Below are 18,378 nucleotides of genomic sequence, written 5' to 3'. Positions count from 1 at the left end.
TCCCAACATAATTATTAAGACATATCTAAGGCGAATAAACTTTGTTTTTCGCCTTCTGATAAATGGCGAAGCTTCGTCCTTTTTTGTTCGCATAATGTATATAAGAATCATGCACTTGCATGCTATTAGCGCTTAGCATTTCTGCGGCTTTCAGCTCGGTTGAACATGTTGCAAATAGTAATAATGAGATAAAGGCAACACTAAATATCACCCCTAAATTCATACTCCCTTTTTCCAGTATTTTGATCGCCTCTTCAGGTGTTAATTTAGCCATCTCAACAAGTTTTAAAGTGTTAAGACCGTTGGGCTGGCTTTTATTGTTTTTCCACTTGTTCATTAGTGGTGTACCGATTCCCAATCGCTTAGCAAGCTCGTAGTAAGAAATCCCGCCTTGTGCCTCTCTCGCTTTTTCCAATAGATCACACATTTCATTTCCTTTCTGTGTTGTAAATGTACACATAATTTTTTAGCTACTATTATTCAGCTAAAAAAAAGTATTTACAAGCTGAAAAAAGTTAGCTATTGTTCGTTTACGTTAACTAACTTTAGTTAGCTAACTTTCAGCAACTAATCCCCTGTGGTGTGCTGACCTTATCAGTCTGTTTTGAACATTTTGATAACCGAGAGGGCAGGGGGCCAACTTGACAGCACTTAAGGGGGTAAAAATGGATTCAGTGAAATGGGGCCGTTTGCATGTTTCTGAGCGAAAACGGTATTTAGAGAATGCGGGACACTCCAAAAACTTAGCCCATAGGGCATTTGATTATGTTCCAAAAAATGTAATCAACGATATTACTTTTTCAGAACGTTTCATGACACGTTCTGATCCTCAGGCGGTTTCAACTAAACAGCACTTTGGGGTAAATATGCCAACTTTCAAACTAGAAGTAATTAAAGATGATGGGGCTAAAACAAAGAACCTTGCTTCGGAAATTGAACTTCTTGATCACGCTCTAGTTTTAGCTGTCCCTATCTATGGAACGCCTCAAAAGCTAGCGCTTGCCTTACTCGCTGAAATAAATGACAGATTCGGCGTCAATTACCACTTAACCGTTTTAAACGATTGTGTGTCCTGCAATGGCTAAGCGTAAATCAAAATTTAAGACACCTGATTCACTCAATATTCAGGCAGCGCTTGAAGCCGGGAAATACACCGAGCAAGATCAATTTATTTTTGACCAAAAGCAGGCTAGAAAACTTGCCCGCTTTTATGACACACCCGAAGCCTTAAAACTTTATCTCTCAGGCGATAAAAACACCACGTTGCAGTTGTTTAGTGATGGAGGCAAGGTTAAGTTTATACAGAACAAGCTACCCAGCAAACAAGATGTAGCGCATATAGACTGGATAAACTTCACTTGCAACGCTGAGAGTTATAACACCGATTTTGCTATCACTGACGATGAGCTGATTGTCATGGCTAGCGCAATTTGCAAGTCAATTTTTGGTTTTGGAATCACTGTTAAGCGTCCAAATGGTGCTTTTTTCTACAATACCAGTTATGAACTCGGTGACGGTTACGGCCTTCTCTGCTATGGCGGTCAAAACAATACCCTTTTAGTCTCTATAAACGGGACCGGCTGCGGCCAGTGTTCGCTAGGCTGGCAGCTTCGACTTTATCGTTTCCTTGAAGCTGCTATATCCCCAACCATTACCCGCATTGACTTAACTCATGACATATATGACGCCCCTGATTTCACTATAGATCATTTCAGGGGTGTTTATGATCGCGGCGGCTTTACCACTTACCGAAACCCTCCATCAATTTCGATGGTCGGCAACTGGCACACTAAAGACCAGAAGGGCAGGACTTTATATATCGGTTCTCGTACTGCAGGTTTATACCTCCGTATTTATGAAAAGGGAAAGCAAGTTCAGTCCCAAGACAAACCAACATGGCTACGTTTCGAAGCTGAATTAAAAAGCTGTGACCGCATCATTCCGCACGATGTTTTGCTAAACCCTCATGAATACCTTGCTGGTACTTATCCCGCTTTAAGGTTCATCAACCATAAACAGACTCACATCGAAAAACAGCGCCATGAAGTACGCGCCGATTTTGACCACCGTGTTAAGTGGGCTAAACGCCAGTCTGGCGGATTCCTTCATCTTCTAATTGAGCTTGGTTATTCACAAGCTGAAATTCTTGAAATGCTAGAGGGTGAAAAAGTGCCAAAAGCCTTCCGTCAAAAATTTCTTGATAACCCAAACCCGTCTATTTGCGAACAGGCAGCGCAAATTGACAGCACTCAATCCCTGCCTAATTTAAATTTTCTTGATATAGAGGAATAAAAAATGCAAACACAAGTAACCATCGCTGGCGTTAAACAGTTTAAGGGCCAGGTTGAAGGCACCGATTTTGATCACACAAAACTGATTCTTTTGATGCCATTTTCTCGCAGTCGTGCCGAATCAAATATTGGCTTTGATAGCGTCGAGGCTGTATTCGGGACATCTGAAAATTACAAACAGTTCTCAGGTCGTAAATTTCCTCTCCAGTGCATGGCTGACGTAGAAATGAGCATCGGCAGTGGTGGTCGTCAGGTTGTTGACGTTTTACACGTTGATTTGCCGAAAGCCTAACAATGTTTTCCCGTGTCTTTGTCGTTCAATGCTTGTCCTCTGGCGAGTTTTTAACTGTGCACCTTCAATATGCGCACCAGTTAAACCGTGCTGGGTATTTTCTTGACAGGCAGGCGGCAATAGATACGGGTATTTCATGTCTTGGTAGTGATTTTGCCATACATGATTTTTATAAACGTGACTCAGAATTGCCCGCATACGTGAGGGGTGACTGTACAAGGCGCGCTAGCGGCTTGTCAGTCCCCCCCATGTAATACGGGGACTACTGATAAAAAATCACTACGGAGTCTATTCATGTCACCTGTTCAAACAGCGCTTTTACTAGTAGTCATATTTGCACTCACATTTTTTCTCTCTGGCGTCTCCGAAGAAAAATATTCAGAGCTTTATGCCTCATATCCTTTTTCAATAGGTGACAACTAATGGATTTTTTAATTTCTGATCTTACCGTCGAGGATGTAATCATCATCACGGCAATGTTCTTTGCTGCTGTGCTCGGGTTTTCATCTGGGTACATGGCAGGGAAGGGGCCATAAATGACTGTCGGTCTTTATATGACTGGTTTTTTCATGGTCTTTTTTGGTGCGTGGTTCGCAGGTTATATAACAGGTGCTATCTCGCGTTTTTTTAAATCTTCACTTTTTTAATTCTTTAAAGGAAATCATCATGAAATTGATCTCTAAATTTATCGCCGCAGGTGTTGCTGTTTCTTCATCTGCATCTTCCTTCGCTGCATCTGCGTTGCCAACTGGCGTTTTTACTGGTGTTCAAACTGGTGCCACTGATACGGTAACCGATATCATGACTTATGCTGTGCCAATTGCTTTGGCCGTGACTGTTGGTTTTGCTGTTCTTGGCTGGACCAAAAAAGCCACAAAACGTGCTCTGAGCTAGGTTATTGCCATGAGTAAAGCGCTCACATTCTTAGTATGTTTGCTCACTTCGCTTGTGAGCGCTTCCGCAACTGCTGCATTTACTCAGCCTATGGGTAGGTATGTATGGCCAAGTACTAAATGTTACTCTAGCGACGCTGAGGCTTGCCAAAAAGTCTATGGCATTTCTTACGATTCTGTGGCTGATTATTGCTACTATATTGATTCAGCAACCAATCAAAAAGTACTTAATCAGCGTCCTGGTCTCTGTGGTATACCTCAACCTGACGCAACCTGTTCAAATGGTGTTTGTAATTGTAATTCTGGCTTTTATCAGCAAAGTAATAATTCTTGCGGTGCTGAGCCTCAATGTCCATCTGGTCAATCTATTTTGACCCAATCATCCGGCAAGTCTTGTGTCAATTCTTGCCCTTCACCACAATATGCAAATACAACTGCTGACGGCGTGTCTCGTTGTACTGCCCCGCAATCTGAGTTACCCCAATACCTTGGCGCTATACTAGGCGCAATCGTTGCAGCCGGTATTGCTGCCGCTGCTTGTCCGACTGGTGCCGTTGTTGCCTGTGTTGCTGCTGGTTCATTTCTAGCGGCTGAGGCTGGCATGTTGATTAACGCAACATGGCCAAATCAGACAACTCCATCTAGTCAATCGTCACCAACTCAAGCCGCTGCTGCATCCCCAAATGGCAATCCTTTACGCGTATATCTTGATAATTCTGGCGCATCGCTTTCCTCTGGCACTGGTATCAATCGCGACTCTAATGGTAATTTGAAAGGTGTTGGAGATGGCTGGACACAAAACGGAAATATTCAGACCAAAACAGAATCCGGCGGCGGAATCACTCGAACCGCATCTGTAGATCAATCAACAGATAGGGCCACTGTTACCACTACAAATACAAATACTGGTGTTACTTCCTCAATAGTTGTCGATGGTGGTTCCTCTGGTGGTGGTTCTGTCGTTGGCTCTACAACATCAGGGAATGTAACAAAAGTTTCCCAGATAAAATACAGTTCATCCGGTGCTGTTGAATCATCCCAGTCTGCAACATGTACCGGTTCTAACTGTGTTGATACTTCTAACCCTTCCTCAGGCGGTACAACAGGCGGTACAACAGGCGGTACAACAGGCGGTACAACAGGCGGTACAACAGGCGGTACAACAGGCGGTACAACAGGCGGTACAAGTGATTGTCAAGATTGCCCAATTCTGACAAACATTCTTAATACACTTCAAGGCTCTGGCACCGATGGCGCTGCCGCAATGTCCACCATTCAGCCGTCATTTGATCAATCAATATCGCAGGCATCATCAAGCATGCAGTCAACTTTTGACGGTGTTTTAGATGGATTGCCTATTGCTCAAAAAATGACTGATCTCGGCCTTAATCCAATGCATTACATGCCTCAATCTAACGCATGTAGCATGAACGTATCGATGTTGTCTTATCAATCGACACTCTCATACTGCGATTATCAGCAGCAGATACATGTTGCTGTTGCTTTCTTTGCTTTTCTCGGTCTCCTCGTTGGTATTCGTGATCTTGTCTTTGAAAGGCCACAATAATGCAATGGCTTCTAGTTTTTTTAACAGGACTTTTACAGCAGCTTTTTTCACTATTCATCAAGCGTTATGTGCACCGAATGGCTGTAACTCTTGCCTATGTGACATTTACCGTTGGATTGTTTGTCGCTTTTTGTGTTCTTGTAACTTCATCAATTGCAGCAATTCAGATTTTTGCCCCTCCAGGTTTAAGTTTTGCCCTCGGCATGATTCCTTCGGTTGTTTATAACTTTGGTGAAATTTATTTAACTCTAATAATTGCAAAACGTGTTCACGACTGGAAGCAATCTGTCGGTAAGTCTTGGTATCAAACTAAAGCAATGGGTTATTAATATGGGTAACTGGACAGTAATTGGAGAACTTGGGGCAGGAAAAACAATTTTAAGTGTCGGTCGCATTCGTGATTTTTTAAGATCTGGTTTGCCTGTTGCTACCAATCTTGATATTTATCTAGACAAGCTTTTGCCTTACTGGTCTGTTCAGACTTACACACGCCTATCTGATTATCCAAAATTACCGGAATTGCAATCGCTAGGGATTGCATCACAGTCTAAAAACGAAAAGACATTCGGCCTTTTGGCTCTTGATGAGCTGTCAATGTGGCTCAATTCACATCAGTGGAATAAAGATGGCCGCGACGATTTTATTGTTTTTCAGCGTCATATCCGTAAACGGCACTGGCACACACTATTTATAGCTCAGGATATTGAATCAATTGATAAACAGGCAAGAAATGCCCTTGTTGAGCGAGTGGTTAGGGCGGGGCGTCTTGATCGCATGAAAATCCCTCTTTTGGGTTCTTTATTGCGCGTTTTTGGTTTTAGCGGGAATTTGCCTCAAGTTCATATTGGTGAAGTTCATTACGGAAAAGATCCTAAATCAAAAGTGCAAGAGCGTTGGACTTACTACGGCTCTGACCTCTACCAGGCTTATAACACTGATCAACACTTTTATGAATCTACTAGACTTGACGCCTGGCATTCTTACGGTCCAAACGAAAGCCGTGTTTATGATGTTGAGATAGACGGCGCTTTTTGTGTTCTTTCAAACTTCTATACATATGGCCGATTTTTAACGGTATTTGATAAGGCAAGAAAATACGTCACGCTTTCTATTTTTGTTCTTTCTTTTGTCCTTTTTTTAATCTATTGCTTTTACTACTATTCGACCAAACCCGTCCATCTGCTTTGTTCTCGCCCTGATAGTTTTATTGTTTACGGTTCTCACGCTTCTTTAAGCGTTAAGGGCGTTGTAAGTCATTGGCCCGTTAAGGATGGCAAGGTTTATACAAAAAATGGCTGCTATACATTGGAGGTAAAAAAATGAAATTAAAACACTATCTGTTGTTGGCTCTTTTTTTGTTACCTAGCTTTTCCCGCGCTGCTTCTGGAATAAATATCGAGCTTCAAGATGCAAAACTTCCAGAAATTGTTCAGCTTTTTATGCAGTCAGTTTTTAAGGCTGAGTATGTAATATCTCCAGAGGTTAAAGCTGAATCTAAAACCTTAACTGTCAGTCTAAAAAATAAAACCCCCGATCAAGCTAAAAGCTTGTTTATCCAGATTCTCAAAGATTACAAAATTCATCTAGAAAATCGCGCCGATGTTTATTTCGTTGTTAAGGACGTTCGTCAAGAGTTGAATGTGACGCCCCAGCACGTGCCTTTAAATCCTGTCCGTGCCGAAAATCCATCCCGTCCAGTACTTTTGCCTGAATCCCCGTCTTCAACTCATGATCCGGTTGATATTTCTGATCTTGTTCCGTTTGCAGATATTGACTACACTTTTTATGAGCCTGTTAATGTTGATGCAGCAAAAATTGTCGATCTTTTAAAATTTATTGGGGTATCGGCTTTAAATATTGACGGCAAGTTACTCTTTAAAATGCCTGAGGGTAGGGAAGACTATATAAAATCACTTATAGCCGATTTTGACAAAACAAAGCCTGATTTGGTCATAAAGGCATCTATATATGAGTATCAGAAAAATCAAACCGACCAAAGCGCTGTCGAGGCTGTTCTTAATCTCTTAAAAAATATCTTGTCGATTTCGTTACCTGTAACGAATTTAACTGGCGCCGCTCGTATAGCAATCAATAGCACTGATCTGCCAATTGTTTTTAAAATGCTCAATAGCTCCGAGCATTTCCGTAACCTTTCTAGCCCGACTTTACGCGCCACAGACGATAAGCCTGCCTTGATCAATGTCGGTGCATCTGTACCAGTGCTGTCTCAGATTGTCACTAACGCAACAGGTCAGACCCAGCAGTCCGTTCAGTATCGTGATAGTGGTATTACTCTCCAGGTCACTCCAAAAATACGCCCTGAAAATATCGAGCTTAATATTTTGCAATCAGTCTCAGACTTTACGCAGACAACTACTGGCGTTAATCAGACGCCAACCTTATTGCAGCGCAAGCTTGAAACAACGCTTAATTGTCGTGATGGTGATTTGATCTTGTTAGGTGGTCTCGAGCAATCAAAAAATGATCGCGGCCGCACATCATTTGGTGTTATCCCTACTGGTGCAAAATCATCCTCATCTAGCGTTGATCTTTTGCTTGTTCTTCATGTAAGTAAAATTTAGCAACTTATTATGAAAATTATTGCCCTTACTTATTAAAAGAATTCCCGATCCAGCTTTTCCTAAAAGCCATCTAATGTGATATACAAGGCTCCATGAAAGAATCCAAGAAAACCTCATTAACAGCAGCTGATGTTAAGCCCCTACGCCTACACAAGCTATGTAATTCCTCTACGGCTGAGTAAGGAAAGTATTTTGTATTTAGTGATGAAAATTGTGGATCATTTGCTTTTCTAAGAACCTCACCTCGATCTTCGTCAGCAGCGACAATTACCCATCTAACATCTTTTATGGCGGGGGCTATCTCTTGAAACTTTTTCATTCGATTGAGGCCGCTTGTAATACCAGTACTATGTTCAACCTCCATTACTGCTGGCATTAATCTCCCATTTTTAAACCAAACGCAATCAATTAGCTTCGCAGCGTCAATAGCATCAGGATATGCGGCAAGAACTCGTTCATCTGAAAGTTTCCCGATAACTCCATCTAAAGACCCTATTTTTTTATCACCATATTGAAAGCCTTTATCGTTATGAGCTATCCAAGTTCTAAAGCCTAGTTTTGTTCCAATTTCAATCAGCGCGATTTGTATTTGGAGGTGTCTCCGCTTTACCTCAATAGGCAATTCATCAGTTGGCCGTGAATCAAAACCAACCAATGCATCGTATGTTACAAATTGCAAAGGTAATTCAGAAATAGCCTCAACCCCTTTAGATTCCATCATGATCGCATTTCTATGAGGTTCTTGAGGCTTCCACACTAAATGCTTATGTCCTTTTTTAATTTCCGTTGAATCATGAATTAGTTCAATTCTGCCTGGCTTGCACCAGTAAAACTCTGGTGTATGTGCTAGCAAAGCTTCCAATGCCGACCTGGTGTTATAACTTGCTCCGAATAAACGATCAAAATTAACTGGCACATTTTCAACGAAAGCATTAGCTGCTCTCCAGAGCATTTCCTTTGATATACTCGTTTCATCTTCTGAACCATCACTTTTAAATCGTTTTATATAGATTGGGCCCTCGGGCTCCTGAACTCTGATAACCTGAACTTTTGTTTGAGTACCGCTATGTACATAATTAAAACGCACATCCTTAGGAAGTTTTGCTATTGCTTTAACTAAATTACCTGCAGTAACTTTCATTGATTACGCCCCCAGAAAATCTTTTACGGAAGATGCAATTCCCTTAGCCGCTAAAAATGGAACTCCATTTCCTACAGTTTTAAACATATTTGTAAGACTCATACTTTCAGGCAATTCAAACTCTTTAGGTAGCGATTGGATTGCTAAAGCTTCTGAAACTGATATACGTCGTGGAAGGATTGGGTGAATATGCACCTCATTATTTCCATATGCCGCTGTGGGCGAATATCTCCATCGGTGAAGTCTTTTGTATGATTTTCTTGAGACATCACCTTCAACGATTGTTTGAAATTTTACTAAGCCGGCTCTTGGCGTGAAGTAGTCCAGGGAGTTTGGATGGTTAGTGACATCATTGTTTTTAAACCAGTGCTCAATCATCAACTCTCTTGGAATATTGGGATGGTTAAGTAAATTCCACTCTTCACCGGCTGTATCAGGCCATTCATGATCAAATGCAGATCGATCTGGAAATTTTATATCTAGATTCCAATTGAATTTTTCTATTCCTTTATCCCGAGTGCCGAAAAGAATTATTCGCTCTCGATCTTGTGGTACACCATACTCAATTGAGTTAATCAATCGCTCGGTGCATTTGTAACCAGCTTTTGCGAGCATCTTTTTTAATGTGTCAAAGAAAGCTCGATGTTTTGCTGTACGGTACAGTCCTTTTACATTTTCAAAAATGAAAAAGTCTGGTTTTTGTTCGCATATCAATTGCACATATGTTTTTGACAGCTTACCGTTTTCGCCATTTTCACCTTTGTTTTTCCCTCCCACGGAGAAATCTGGACAGGGCGGCCCGCCAATGAAACCAACTAGATCACTAGAAAGTTTTGCATTTTTCATTAGATCTGCCATGGTGTTTGAGTTTTTACTCAATAGTTCACCAATATCACCATTGTGATAACCGTATTTAGGCGGTGGTATATTCAACTTCAAACGTGAATGTTTATATGCCTCAAGGAATGGTGTGTGAATTTCATTTACATAGGCAATTTCGAATCCATTTTTTTCAAACCCAAGGTCTAGAAATCCCGCTCCTGAAAAAAATGAAAATACTAAAGGCTTTGTGGACATTGTTAGATAACCTGTTAATTCTTAGTTGCAAAAGTAAATGAATATGTGGAAGAAAACGTTTTTCATTTCTTTCGCCATAATCTAATTATAGTAAGAGGGATGCCGCGACATGTATTGAGCGCCGCACCGCAGTATAAAAATTAGATTATTGAATTTTAATACCAAAACACGCCTCGATTGGTAACTACCTGGTATTTTTTTACCACCAAAAAAAACGCCGGTCCCTTGAGATCCGGCGTTGGCCATGAAAATTTTGGTGTCATCTAATATACTTTTCCATAACTTCACTTGCTCTTTTTTGGGCTTTCAAACTTGCTGTAATTTCATTTAGTTGCGCTTTAGCTAAAGCTAAATCAGCTCTGGTCTTTTGGTAGTCATCAAGCAATTTTCTGTAGTTTTTAATCGCCTTTAAAATTGCTTTGTTGGATGTTTTCTCGCAAAACTCAAGTCTAAGCTGCTCCAACTCTTTGGCTGCATCGTCGTCTAGTCTTACTGTCATTTCAATCATAATTCAATCCTTTCGCGTTCCAGTTATCGGATGGCAACATTCACCGCGCGCGGTGGGTGTCGCCACTCCGCATAACTGCGGACCCGCTGTAAATCAAAAATCGTGTCAAGACCCTTGCCGGGCTTGCCCGGTGGCATTTAATGGGAGGGGCCCGCAAAGCGGGAGGGGAACTGTTCATTGCCAGGTCTTTACTCGCTTTTTGATTTGTAGTTACAGCGACAAGAATTAACCGCAACGCGCTCGAACGCCTTTCCTCTAGCGGGTTCGGGCTGGCAATGAGGCCCGAGGTTCTAGAAAGAGTAGGGCGCGTGAATAAGTTTTTTATTTTTGCGCCCATATAAAGATTCTGGTTATTTTTTGCATGCAAAAATTGTCCAGTCCTTATTCAGGTGATTGATTTTCTGTGAATGCGGCAAATTTTATGAGGATGAATGAAAGCCAATTTGATAGGGTTGTTAGCTCGAAACACTCTGTGAAATGTGCCTTGTCGCTTTCAATAACACTTTTATGGCACCCATGTTTTAGGCTTTTTGATTGCATTATCATGTAAGTATCAAAGCGATTGCTTACAACATCACATGAAATTTCGTTGCACATGAATGAAACTCGCCAGCTACCTAGATTTCCAGGGTAATCCTCGAATGAAAGGATTTTACAGTTGGATTTTTTAAGAACTTCATATAAATCAGTCTGATTCATTTATGCATGCCTGTAGATTTGTTTGAGTTCTTGATAAATCTCTTTAAGGCCTTCGTTATCCAGTTTATCAAATGCCATTTGTTTCCAGTAAAAAACGGCCTTTAAATCTGCTGGGCTAAATTCCCGGCCATCTTCAGCTATTAACTTTTCATTTTGAAATCTAAAACCACGCCATGCTATTGATCGACCGCAAGGAGGTTCACCAAATGCGTGCAGTCTTAGAAGTTCTAGTGCGCTATAAGGTGCGGCCGCTTTTCCAGTTATCCAACGATACCAAGTTACTCGGTCAACCTGCAAAATTTCACGCGCTTTATAAGGGGTGGTGATCGTCCCAAAATGCCAACCTACAGTCAAATACCACTCGATTGTATTTTTACTTTGTAGTTTTTTTATGTCTGATTTTTTGTTCATATCGATTCAATCATATTTAGTCGAAACTGCTGAACACCCCAGTGTTTAAATATTAACACTTTTGTATATTGTGTAAAGAATGGAGCATTAGAAGGAATAAAAAACCATCTTTCCGCATCCACAAAATAAATCGCTTCCTGAGGACTGAGTATCTACATTTTATATTCGTATAATGTATATTATGTTAAATAAATAAAATTCAATAAGTTATCATTTTCACAGAAATTTAGTTCTTTACTATCAGAAAGCATCACATACTCCGCCAGAAGATTACTTAAAGAGAGTGTTTACTGGTGCTTTACTAAATGAAAACTTAAGACATTTTAAATGATTGCAAATAAATCAATATTTACATTACCTTACAAAGTGCTAGTATTAGCTTTCAAACAAGAAAAAGGGAAGAAAATGAGGGAAGAAAAACAAATTGCAAAAGTACAAACGCAACTCACCCTGCTCTGGTGCTTAAAAATTGGGGAATTCCTAGGGACCATAGATCAGCAGAAACTTATCCATCAGTTAAACTTGAAGCCTATTGTCCTCAGAAGATGGTTATTGGGTAAGATGGTGGTCCCTAGCACTATCATGTATCAAGTAAAACAACTGGCCTATGCACCACCACGTACACGCAAGTGTAGAAAATTACGCATGACTGCGTGTGGTGAACAAAATTTAGCTTCACTGAAGGTAAGGTGTGAATGGAAGATCCGTTTTTTTGATGAGATGAATAAGCGAGCAAAGTACAAGTTTTGTAAGAAATTAAAGCGGATCATTTAATTCACCGCGTAAATCCAATGAATGGCAATTGAAAAATTTACCTGCTTTTTACACCATTTATTCAGCCTTCAATCCTTTTTAAGCTGCGTTAGCATCAATATCCTATTGTTGGAGATGCTACATGCAGCTTTTGCCTACACAGGAAATGGTGAAAAAAATATCTGACTCCTGGTCGTTTGTAAGCGGTTCCGCTTTCAACTTCAAGGAAAGTCAGCGCTATACATTTCACAATCATGACAACCTCATGGCGGTTGTTCTTCCACTTTATATTGACCAATTACCGCAACATGAGTCGATTGCGATTGGTTTGATATTAGATGATGCTGAGGCACACAAAATCGCATCTCATATGTTTGGCTTATCTTCTGACGAATTATCCGATGAGGATGTCAAAGATGCCAAAAAGGAGACATGCAATATCATGGGGGGCGGCTTGATTGTAGATGAGCACAGTGAATTGGGCCTACCCAAAGAGATTCCTTTAGAAGAGTTCTTTGAACTCCAAAAAACGGCAACATTTAGCCGTTTATTTGTAAGCGATAAACCAAACGAAGACCTGGTGAATCTGGTGATCTTCGATGTAAATAATCATAAGTTTTCAGGGGTATTTTCATTATGAGCACAATGACGGGTGAAGCAGCCAAATTCTTGATTGTGGATGACAGTCGTGCAATACAAAGTATTATCAAACGTGCGATTGAAGGATGTAATTATCCAAAGCTCGAAATTCAAACTGCGACAGATGCTGAAGCTGCGATGAATATTCTCGAGGGCTATCGCCCTGACTTGATTATTACTGACTGGCACATGCATAAAATCAGTGGCCTTGAATTTTGTCAGCATGTCTGCCAAACATACGGAAAAAAAATCCCAATTGGCTTTGTGACCACGGAATCTGCCGCCGAAAAAATCGACCAGGCTTATCAAAGTGGCGCAAGATTTGTAATTAACAAACCCTTCCAAGATATTGATTTAAGATCAAAAATATTAGAGATCATTCCAGTGGGTGGCATCACTGAGCAGCCTGCGGCTATCCCAGAGAATCTCGCGACTAGCCATCAAATGCTCTCAAGCATGCTTAAGGGTCAGGCTTTTACGCTAGAGCCCTGCCCTCCACTGGGCTTAACGGATTTGACTGAAAACAATTTCATTGGATTATTTGGCGAAAACGGGAAAACACCCCCCGTCAATGCGCTTGCTATCATGGATATGAACGCTGTAGGCCTGTTGTGGGCGTTGAATAATGAAAAACCCGAAATGCTTAAAACTATACTCGCCAGTGGTGGCGCCAGTAACGACCAACTAGATGAAGCGAGAAGGTTCATGGATGAGTTTGGTGCGGGTATGTCAATTGGACATAAAAATGGACCATTGAAACTGGCTAGATCAAGTATAGTCAGTCGGCAATTTCCCCGCCTTGAGATGTCGTTGAAGAGCAATGCTGGCCGTATGGATTATCGAATCCATGTACCAGAAATCGGGACAGGATTTATTACTTATATCAAACTCCTGTAAGGAGAATAGGATGCCATTTTCTTGGGGTGAATTACTGAGCGGTGCCGGGATTATCGTTAGCTTGGGTGCCGCCTTTTTATTAGTCAAGTTGCTCATCAGCAATACATTACAGCAGGAAAAGTTTTTTAACGCACTGGGTAAGTGCTATACAGAGCTAGAGTCATCCAGCGATCGACTAGACACGCTCTGTACTATTCTGGATAGAAGATTTTCCAACTATGAGGAAAATCATAAACAATCAGATCCATTGTTAATCAATAGCATACAGCGTTTTGATAAAGTAGCACAGGAGATCAGGGATCGTCTGGATGATTTATTGCTATCGGAAGCCTCGGATAACATTATTGCTGAGCGATTGAGTGAGCCCGTGCTGCAAGAGCTGAATAAATTGCAAACACATCTAGAGCAAATGGCTGGTCAACTCCGGCGCAATAACAATTTGTCTGCTGACGAAAATGTCGAAATGGCTGCCATGAGAAAGCGGATTGAAAGCTATCAATCCATGATGATGAAAGCAAGATCAGAAGCCAAAGAGGCTGAAAACACCATGGCGGAATTGCGTCAGGAAATACAGCAACTACAGGTCATGAACAATCGCCCACTGCAATCAGCCAATGATGCATTCACAAAAGAGCTACAATTCCAACTGAATGAAATGGAGCAACAAAAACGCAGACTTGAGGAACAGCTTGCGGCATTAACCACAGAGAAACAGCGCAATGAAATAGAAAAACAATTCATTGAAGACCGTTTTATGGAGTTATCGTAACGCAGATGCAAAACAAAAAAGCCACCCGAAGGTGGCTTTTTTGTTTACGCTCATTGTTCAATCAAATCAATGCATTGAACATTTTAAATGGTGGAGCTGGGGGGAATTGAACCCCCGTCCGCAAGCCCTCCACAGACAGTTCTACATACTTAGCTGTGTTGTTTATATTTAACCAGGCACCCACCAACGAGCAAGCAGATGACGAGCGAGTTGCCTTGGATTTAATGCCTTACCAAGCAACCCGGTAAAGCACGATCCTCTCTAAATGACGCTGCTGCCGGTTACCCGGCCCGACCGAGAGGCTCTTCGGTGCAGCGTTCAGCCGGGATTAAGCGGCTAAAGCGTAAGTTTCGTCGTTTGCGACTATACTTTTTCAGATGGATTTACGAGGGAACCTGAATCCTCGGTATGCCCTGCACTGCTTTGCAACCCACGTCGAAACCGGGTCAGCCCCAATACAGACTTTGGATTATACGCCTTAAACGGTGGTGAGCCAAACTTAAAGGCGCATTGCTTCGACATGGTACAATTTATAAATGTTCAAGAAAATTGTGATTTTTGGGGTTGGTTTAATAGGGGGCTCCATTGCGCTGGCCCTTAAAAAACACCCGGAGGCTCCTCACATTGTTGGTGTGGGCCGCGCTCAACAAAGCTTGCAGGAAGCACTGGATTTGGGTTTGATTGACAGTGCGGAAACGGATATTGCTTCTGCACTGCACGCGGCGGATCTGGTTATCATTGCCACTCCAGTGGCACAGACGCCGGCGATTTTAAAGGCCATCCGCCCCTATTTGGACGAGTCGACCATTATCACAGATGCCGGCAGCACCAAGTCGGACGTGATGGCGTACGCGAGGGCCGAACTTGGGGACCAGGTTAATCAATTTGTGGGTGGTCATCCGATTGCTGGGGCGGAAAAAAGTGGCCCTGCTGCTGCCATGGCTGATTTGTATCTCGGTAAGAATGTCATTCTGACGCCTGATGCGCAGACCTCTAACTCAGCGCTGGATCAAGTCAGCAGACTTTGGCAGCAATGTGGTGCAGTGGTTTCGCACATGAGTGCGCAAGAACATGACAGCGTATTTGCAGCCGTCAGCCATTTGCCGCACCTGCTTGCCTTCGCACTGGTGGAGGATCTGGCCAAGCGTAGCAATGCGGAATTGTTGTTCAAATTTGCCGCCAGCGGTTTCCGCGACTTTACGCGCATTGCAGGCAGTCATCCTGAGATGTGGCGTGATATTGCACTGGCTAACAAAACCGCCTTATTAAGTGAACTTAGGCTCTATCAACAAGCGCTCAGCGACATGACGGCACTCTTGGAGGCTGATGACAGTCGTGCTTTGCACGATTTGTTTGAACATGCCAGCCGTGCACGTAATGACTGGGCCAAGTCAAAAATTCAATAATTACCAATCGCTATGGAACAACTGCATTTACCCGCTTCCCACAAAGCCCAAGGCGCAATCACCCTGCCTGGCTCAAAAAGTATCTCAAACCGTACGCTATTGCTCGCAGCACTTGCTGACGGCGTCACTGTCATTCGCGACTTGCTCGCCTCAGACGATACCGCCAGAATGCTGGAGGCCTTATCAGCGTTAGGCGTCAAGCTGGAAAATATCTCTGAAAATGCCTGGCAAGTCACGGGCTGTAGCGGCAACTTTCCCAATAAGCAAGCGGATTTGTTTCTGGGCAATGCGGGGACGGCCTTTAGGCCTTTGACTGCCGCACTGGCATTCTCAGGCGGTGACTACCATCTGCATGGGATTGCGCGCATGCATGAGCGCCCGATTGGCGATTTGGTGGATGCCTTGCAACAGGTGGGCGCGCAAGTCAGCTACCTGGGGAATACGGGCTACCCTCCCCTGCAAATTTCCCCGGCACAGCTGGATGTCAGTCAAGCGATCAAAATCCGAGGTGATGTGTCAAGCCAGTTTTTGACAGCCTTGTTGATGGCCTTACCGCTAACAGGCCAGGCGGCCAGTATTGAAGTGGTAGGCGAGCTGATCTCCAAGCCTTATATCGAAATCACGCTCAACCTGATGCAACGCTTTGGCGTGACCGTGCACCGGGATGGCTGGCAGCATTTTTACATTGCTGCAGGTGCGCGTTATCACGCGCCAGGAGAAATATATGTAGAAGGTGACGCGTCAAGTGCCTCTTATTTTATTGGTGCGGGAATTGTTGCGGGGGACGTCACCGTCAACGGCGTCGGCGCGCAAAGCATACAAGGCGACATCCGCTTTGCTGAGGCGGCCAACCTCATGGGCGGACGGATCAGCTATGGCGACAACCACGTGCGTGCTGAAAACACAGGCACATTGAAGGCGATTGACCTTGATTGTAATCACATCCCCGATGCGGCCATGACTTTAGCCGTGATGGCTATGTTTGTGCATGGCGATTCGGATCAGGACCGTACAACCACCCTACGCAATATTGCCAGCTGGCGCGTAAAAGAGACCGACCGCATTGCAGCCATGGCAACAGAGCTGCGCAAAGTCGGGGCCACAGTGGTCGAAGGCCCGGACTACATTCAGGTCACCGCCCCCTTGCAACTGACCCCTAACGCAGTAATTGATACCTATGATGACCACCGCATGGCCATGTGCTTTTCATTGCTCAGCCTGGCCGGCGTGCCCATTACCATTAATGACCCAAAATGTGTGGGTAAAACCTTTCCAGAGTACTTTAAGGTATTCGCCAGCATTGTTCGCTAGCCATTCTCAAGCCGCATACGCCCACTCATGCTCGTCAGGTTCTGCGGCAGGCCCCACGTCGTGAGAATGCTGATGCTGTTGCCAGGCACGCTCGTGAAAATAAAACACTACGGTGTTGCAGGCTGGTTCAACCAGCGCCATCAGCCCACCTACCAGCAGGCTGCCTGTGAAAAGATAGGCAATGGTGAACGCGACGCTAAAATGCAGCATGGCAAAAGACATGGTTTTAATCATGGTGTGCTCCTTATTAACGATGTAGCCATGATATAAAAGCCAAAAGTCAAAATCCAATTCATTGTTTTTAACTGATTGATAAGTAAAATTTATTATGAATAATCCTCTCTCTCCAGTCATTGCCATTGACGGTCCTTCTGCTTCTGGCAAGGGTAGCGTCGCTGAACGCGTGGCTACCCATTTTGGATTTCATTACCTGGACTCGGGTGCGATTTATCGTCTATTGGCTTATGCCGCAGCTCAACAAGCCGTGGCCTGGTCAAATGCTGATGCACTGGCTGATATCGCGACACAGATGCAGATCAAGTTTGAGCATGGCCAAGCTTATTTAAACGGCGAACAAGTCAGCCACCATATTCGTACAGAAGAGATGGGCAAAGGGGCCTCTGAAGTCGCTGTCCACCCTGCCGTACGTACCGCGCTGTTGCAAACGCAACGCAATTTCAGGCAAGCCCCTGGGCTGGTTGGCGATGGCCGCGATATTGGCTCTGTCATTTTCCCGGATGCCGGATTGAAAATATTTTTGACAGCCGCGGTCGAAACGCGCGCAAAAAGACGCTACGATCAGTTAATTCAACGCGGCGATCACGCAGATTACGCTTTGATTCTAGCTGATTTGCAGCAGCGCGATTTACGCGATAGCCAGCGCGCAGTCGCGCCACTCAAGCAATTGCCAGATGCGGTTTTGCTGGACACCACCGACATCAATATTGAGCAAGCGGTGAATATCATTATCGAAGCATTTAAAAAAGCGGCGCAAACTAAATAAAAACACACATAAGTCATTGAACCCAATAATTTTTTTGTGTATAGTCTTGGATTCGGGTTGCTCAAGTCACGCTTGGGCAATATTTTTTAAACCTTTTCCATTGTTGGCGCTTTTGCCTTGCAATGGCTCGCTGCAAGAT

21 protein-coding genes and 1 other RNA gene are annotated in these 18,378 nt (G+C 43.2%); 15 read left to right on the top strand and 7 right to left on the bottom strand.

From position 1 onward, the window contains the following. Positions 1 to 25: 25 nt before the first annotated feature. Positions 26 to 427, bottom strand: coding sequence for a helix-turn-helix domain-containing protein (locus ACFQ1T_RS10555; protein WP_379076338.1), 402 nt, complete (start codon positions 425 to 427; stop codon positions 26 to 28). Between the two features lie 238 nt (positions 428 to 665). Here ACFQ1T_RS10555 and ACFQ1T_RS10550 point away from each other — a divergent pair, with 238 nt between their 5' ends. From ACFQ1T_RS10550 to ACFQ1T_RS10515, 8 genes are all read left to right on the top strand, one after another. Beyond that, positions 666 to 1,085 carry a hypothetical protein gene (locus tag ACFQ1T_RS10550; RefSeq protein WP_379076336.1) on the top strand — a complete coding sequence of 140 codons (420 nt, stop codon included), beginning with the start codon at positions 666 to 668 and terminating at the stop codon, positions 1,083 to 1,085. Continuing rightward, positions 1,078 to 2,292: a replication initiation factor domain-containing protein gene (locus ACFQ1T_RS10545; protein WP_379076333.1), complete on the top strand. Its 1,215-nt coding sequence runs from the start codon at positions 1,078 to 1,080 to the stop codon at positions 2,290 to 2,292. The genes ACFQ1T_RS10550 and ACFQ1T_RS10545 overlap by 8 nt, the downstream gene beginning before the upstream one ends. A gap of 3 nt (positions 2,293 to 2,295) precedes the next feature. Further along, on the top strand, positions 2,296 to 2,583 hold the full coding sequence (locus ACFQ1T_RS10540; protein WP_379076330.1) for a hypothetical protein: 288 nt from the start codon (positions 2,296 to 2,298) through the stop codon (positions 2,581 to 2,583). A gap of 666 nt (positions 2,584 to 3,249) precedes the next feature. Beyond that, complete coding sequence (locus tag ACFQ1T_RS10535) at positions 3,250 to 3,477, top strand: hypothetical protein (protein ID WP_379076328.1); 228 nt, start codon at positions 3,250 to 3,252, stop codon at positions 3,475 to 3,477. Positions 3,478 to 3,486: 9 nt separating this feature from the next. Further along, a complete protein-coding gene (locus ACFQ1T_RS10530; RefSeq protein ID WP_379076325.1) occupies positions 3,487 to 5,043 on the top strand; it encodes a hypothetical protein in 1,557 nt (518 codons plus the stop codon). Next, positions 5,043 to 5,372, top strand: coding sequence for a hypothetical protein (locus ACFQ1T_RS10525; protein ID WP_379076322.1), 330 nt, complete (start codon positions 5,043 to 5,045; stop codon positions 5,370 to 5,372). Before ACFQ1T_RS10530 ends, ACFQ1T_RS10525 begins: the two co-directional genes overlap by 1 nt. A 1-nt stretch (position 5,373) precedes the next feature. Beyond that, positions 5,374 to 6,366: a zonular occludens toxin domain-containing protein gene (locus ACFQ1T_RS10520; protein ID WP_379076319.1), complete on the top strand. Its 993-nt coding sequence runs from the start codon at positions 5,374 to 5,376 to the stop codon at positions 6,364 to 6,366. Continuing rightward, entirely contained in the window at positions 6,363 to 7,625 is a 1,263-nt protein-coding gene (locus tag ACFQ1T_RS10515) for a type II secretion system protein GspD (protein WP_379076316.1), read from the top strand. The genes ACFQ1T_RS10520 and ACFQ1T_RS10515 overlap by 4 nt, the downstream gene beginning before the upstream one ends. Before the next feature lie 70 nt (positions 7,626 to 7,695). Here ACFQ1T_RS10515 and ACFQ1T_RS10510 read toward each other — a convergent pair whose 3' ends face one another. From ACFQ1T_RS10510 to ACFQ1T_RS10495, 4 genes are all read right to left on the bottom strand, one after another. Beyond that, positions 7,696 to 8,766 carry a hypothetical protein gene (locus tag ACFQ1T_RS10510; protein ID WP_379076313.1) on the bottom strand — a complete coding sequence of 357 codons (1,071 nt, stop codon included), beginning with the start codon at positions 8,764 to 8,766 and terminating at the stop codon, positions 7,696 to 7,698. Positions 8,767 to 8,769: 3 nt separating this feature from the next. Continuing rightward, complete coding sequence (locus ACFQ1T_RS10505) at positions 8,770 to 9,843, bottom strand: DNA cytosine methyltransferase (protein ID WP_379076311.1); 1,074 nt, start codon at positions 9,841 to 9,843, stop codon at positions 8,770 to 8,772. A gap of 259 nt (positions 9,844 to 10,102) precedes the next feature. After that, the gene (locus ACFQ1T_RS10500) at positions 10,103 to 10,351 is read right to left on the bottom strand and encodes a hypothetical protein (protein ID WP_379076308.1); all 249 of its coding nucleotides are present in this window, start codon (positions 10,349 to 10,351) and stop codon (positions 10,103 to 10,105) included. Positions 10,352 to 11,050: 699 nt separating this feature from the next. Beyond that, the gene (locus ACFQ1T_RS10495) at positions 11,051 to 11,461 is read right to left on the bottom strand and encodes a DUF3653 domain-containing protein (protein WP_379076305.1); all 411 of its coding nucleotides are present in this window, start codon (positions 11,459 to 11,461) and stop codon (positions 11,051 to 11,053) included. Between the two features lie 327 nt (positions 11,462 to 11,788). Between ACFQ1T_RS10495 and ACFQ1T_RS10490 the strand changes: the two genes are divergently transcribed. From ACFQ1T_RS10490 to ACFQ1T_RS10475, 4 genes are all read left to right on the top strand, one after another. Further along, positions 11,789 to 12,235 (top strand): hypothetical protein, encoded by a 447-nt coding sequence (locus ACFQ1T_RS10490; protein WP_379076302.1) that lies wholly within the window; start codon positions 11,789 to 11,791, stop codon positions 12,233 to 12,235. A 121-nt stretch (positions 12,236 to 12,356) separates the two neighbouring features. After that, positions 12,357 to 12,854, top strand: coding sequence for a chemotaxis protein CheX (locus ACFQ1T_RS10485; protein WP_194746764.1), 498 nt, complete (start codon positions 12,357 to 12,359; stop codon positions 12,852 to 12,854). Next, complete coding sequence (locus ACFQ1T_RS10480; protein ID WP_379076298.1) at positions 12,851 to 13,750, top strand: response regulator; 900 nt, start codon at positions 12,851 to 12,853, stop codon at positions 13,748 to 13,750. Before ACFQ1T_RS10485 ends, ACFQ1T_RS10480 begins: the two co-directional genes overlap by 4 nt. A 10-nt stretch (positions 13,751 to 13,760) precedes the next feature. After that, positions 13,761 to 14,519 (top strand): hypothetical protein, encoded by a 759-nt coding sequence (locus ACFQ1T_RS10475; RefSeq protein WP_313989182.1) that lies wholly within the window; start codon positions 13,761 to 13,763, stop codon positions 14,517 to 14,519. An 88-nt stretch (positions 14,520 to 14,607) separates the two neighbouring features. Here ACFQ1T_RS10475 and ssrA read toward each other — a convergent pair. Then, positions 14,608 to 14,973: a transfer-messenger RNA gene (gene ssrA, locus ACFQ1T_RS10470) on the bottom strand. Positions 14,974 to 15,055: 82 nt separating this feature from the next. Here ssrA and ACFQ1T_RS10465 point away from each other — a divergent pair. Both ACFQ1T_RS10465 and aroA read left to right on the top strand, forming a co-directional pair. Continuing rightward, a complete protein-coding gene (locus ACFQ1T_RS10465; RefSeq protein ID WP_313989185.1) occupies positions 15,056 to 15,925 on the top strand; it encodes a prephenate dehydrogenase in 870 nt (289 codons plus the stop codon). A 12-nt stretch (positions 15,926 to 15,937) separates the two neighbouring features. Next, entirely contained in the window at positions 15,938 to 17,236 is a 1,299-nt protein-coding gene (gene aroA, locus ACFQ1T_RS10460; protein WP_379076293.1) for a 3-phosphoshikimate 1-carboxyvinyltransferase, read from the top strand. A 6-nt stretch (positions 17,237 to 17,242) separates the two neighbouring features. On the opposite strand, the gene ACFQ1T_RS10455 is transcribed toward aroA, so the two are convergent. After that, complete coding sequence (locus ACFQ1T_RS10455) at positions 17,243 to 17,470, bottom strand: DUF2061 domain-containing protein (protein ID WP_379076290.1); 228 nt, start codon at positions 17,468 to 17,470, stop codon at positions 17,243 to 17,245. Positions 17,471 to 17,564: 94 nt separating this feature from the next. Between ACFQ1T_RS10455 and cmk the strand changes: the two genes are divergently transcribed. Further along, positions 17,565 to 18,239: a (d)CMP kinase gene (gene cmk, locus ACFQ1T_RS10450; RefSeq protein WP_379076287.1), complete on the top strand. Its 675-nt coding sequence runs from the start codon at positions 17,565 to 17,567 to the stop codon at positions 18,237 to 18,239. Positions 18,240 to 18,378: the final 139 nt, after the last annotated feature.

Origin of the sequence: Methylophilus glucosoxydans (genome assembly GCF_042676145.1) — a bacterium.
Classification (GTDB): domain Bacteria; phylum Pseudomonadota; class Gammaproteobacteria; order Burkholderiales; family Methylophilaceae; genus Methylophilus; species Methylophilus glucosoxydans.
Note: the sequence above shows the minus strand (reverse complement) of the source record. Positions and strands in the feature narration are given on the sequence as shown.

Bases quoted from the DNA above. Each gene is read 5' to 3' on its own strand.
- ACFQ1T_RS10555 (WP_379076338.1), bottom strand. From the start codon at position 427: ATGTGTGATCTATTGGAAAAAGCGAGAGAGGCACAAGGCGGGATTTCT.
- ACFQ1T_RS10550 (WP_379076336.1), top strand. From the start codon at position 666: ATGGATTCAGTGAAATGGGGCCGTTTGCATGTTTCTGAGCGAAAACGG.
- ACFQ1T_RS10545 (WP_379076333.1), top strand. From the start codon at position 1,078: ATGGCTAAGCGTAAATCAAAATTTAAGACACCTGATTCACTCAATATT.
- ACFQ1T_RS10540 (WP_379076330.1), top strand. From the start codon at position 2,296: ATGCAAACACAAGTAACCATCGCTGGCGTTAAACAGTTTAAGGGCCAG.
- ACFQ1T_RS10535 (WP_379076328.1), top strand. From the start codon at position 3,250: ATGAAATTGATCTCTAAATTTATCGCCGCAGGTGTTGCTGTTTCTTCA.
- ACFQ1T_RS10530 (WP_379076325.1), top strand. From the start codon at position 3,487: ATGAGTAAAGCGCTCACATTCTTAGTATGTTTGCTCACTTCGCTTGTG.
- ACFQ1T_RS10525 (WP_379076322.1), top strand. From the start codon at position 5,043: ATGCAATGGCTTCTAGTTTTTTTAACAGGACTTTTACAGCAGCTTTTT.
- ACFQ1T_RS10520 (WP_379076319.1), top strand. From the start codon at position 5,374: ATGGGTAACTGGACAGTAATTGGAGAACTTGGGGCAGGAAAAACAATT.
- ACFQ1T_RS10515 (WP_379076316.1), top strand. From the start codon at position 6,363: ATGAAATTAAAACACTATCTGTTGTTGGCTCTTTTTTTGTTACCTAGC.
- ACFQ1T_RS10510 (WP_379076313.1), bottom strand. From the start codon at position 8,766: ATGAAAGTTACTGCAGGTAATTTAGTTAAAGCAATAGCAAAACTTCCT.
- ACFQ1T_RS10505 (WP_379076311.1), bottom strand. From the start codon at position 9,843: ATGTCCACAAAGCCTTTAGTATTTTCATTTTTTTCAGGAGCGGGATTT.
- ACFQ1T_RS10500 (WP_379076308.1), bottom strand. From the start codon at position 10,351: ATGATTGAAATGACAGTAAGACTAGACGACGATGCAGCCAAAGAGTTG.
- ACFQ1T_RS10495 (WP_379076305.1), bottom strand. From the start codon at position 11,461: ATGAACAAAAAATCAGACATAAAAAAACTACAAAGTAAAAATACAATC.
- ACFQ1T_RS10490 (WP_379076302.1), top strand. From the start codon at position 11,789: ATGATTGCAAATAAATCAATATTTACATTACCTTACAAAGTGCTAGTA.
- ACFQ1T_RS10485 (WP_194746764.1), top strand. From the start codon at position 12,357: ATGCAGCTTTTGCCTACACAGGAAATGGTGAAAAAAATATCTGACTCC.
- ACFQ1T_RS10480 (WP_379076298.1), top strand. From the start codon at position 12,851: ATGAGCACAATGACGGGTGAAGCAGCCAAATTCTTGATTGTGGATGAC.
- ACFQ1T_RS10475 (WP_313989182.1), top strand. From the start codon at position 13,761: ATGCCATTTTCTTGGGGTGAATTACTGAGCGGTGCCGGGATTATCGTT.
- ACFQ1T_RS10465 (WP_313989185.1), top strand. From the start codon at position 15,056: ATGTTCAAGAAAATTGTGATTTTTGGGGTTGGTTTAATAGGGGGCTCC.
- aroA (WP_379076293.1), top strand. From the start codon at position 15,938: ATGGAACAACTGCATTTACCCGCTTCCCACAAAGCCCAAGGCGCAATC.
- ACFQ1T_RS10455 (WP_379076290.1), bottom strand. From the start codon at position 17,470: ATGATTAAAACCATGTCTTTTGCCATGCTGCATTTTAGCGTCGCGTTC.
- cmk (WP_379076287.1), top strand. From the start codon at position 17,565: ATGAATAATCCTCTCTCTCCAGTCATTGCCATTGACGGTCCTTCTGCT.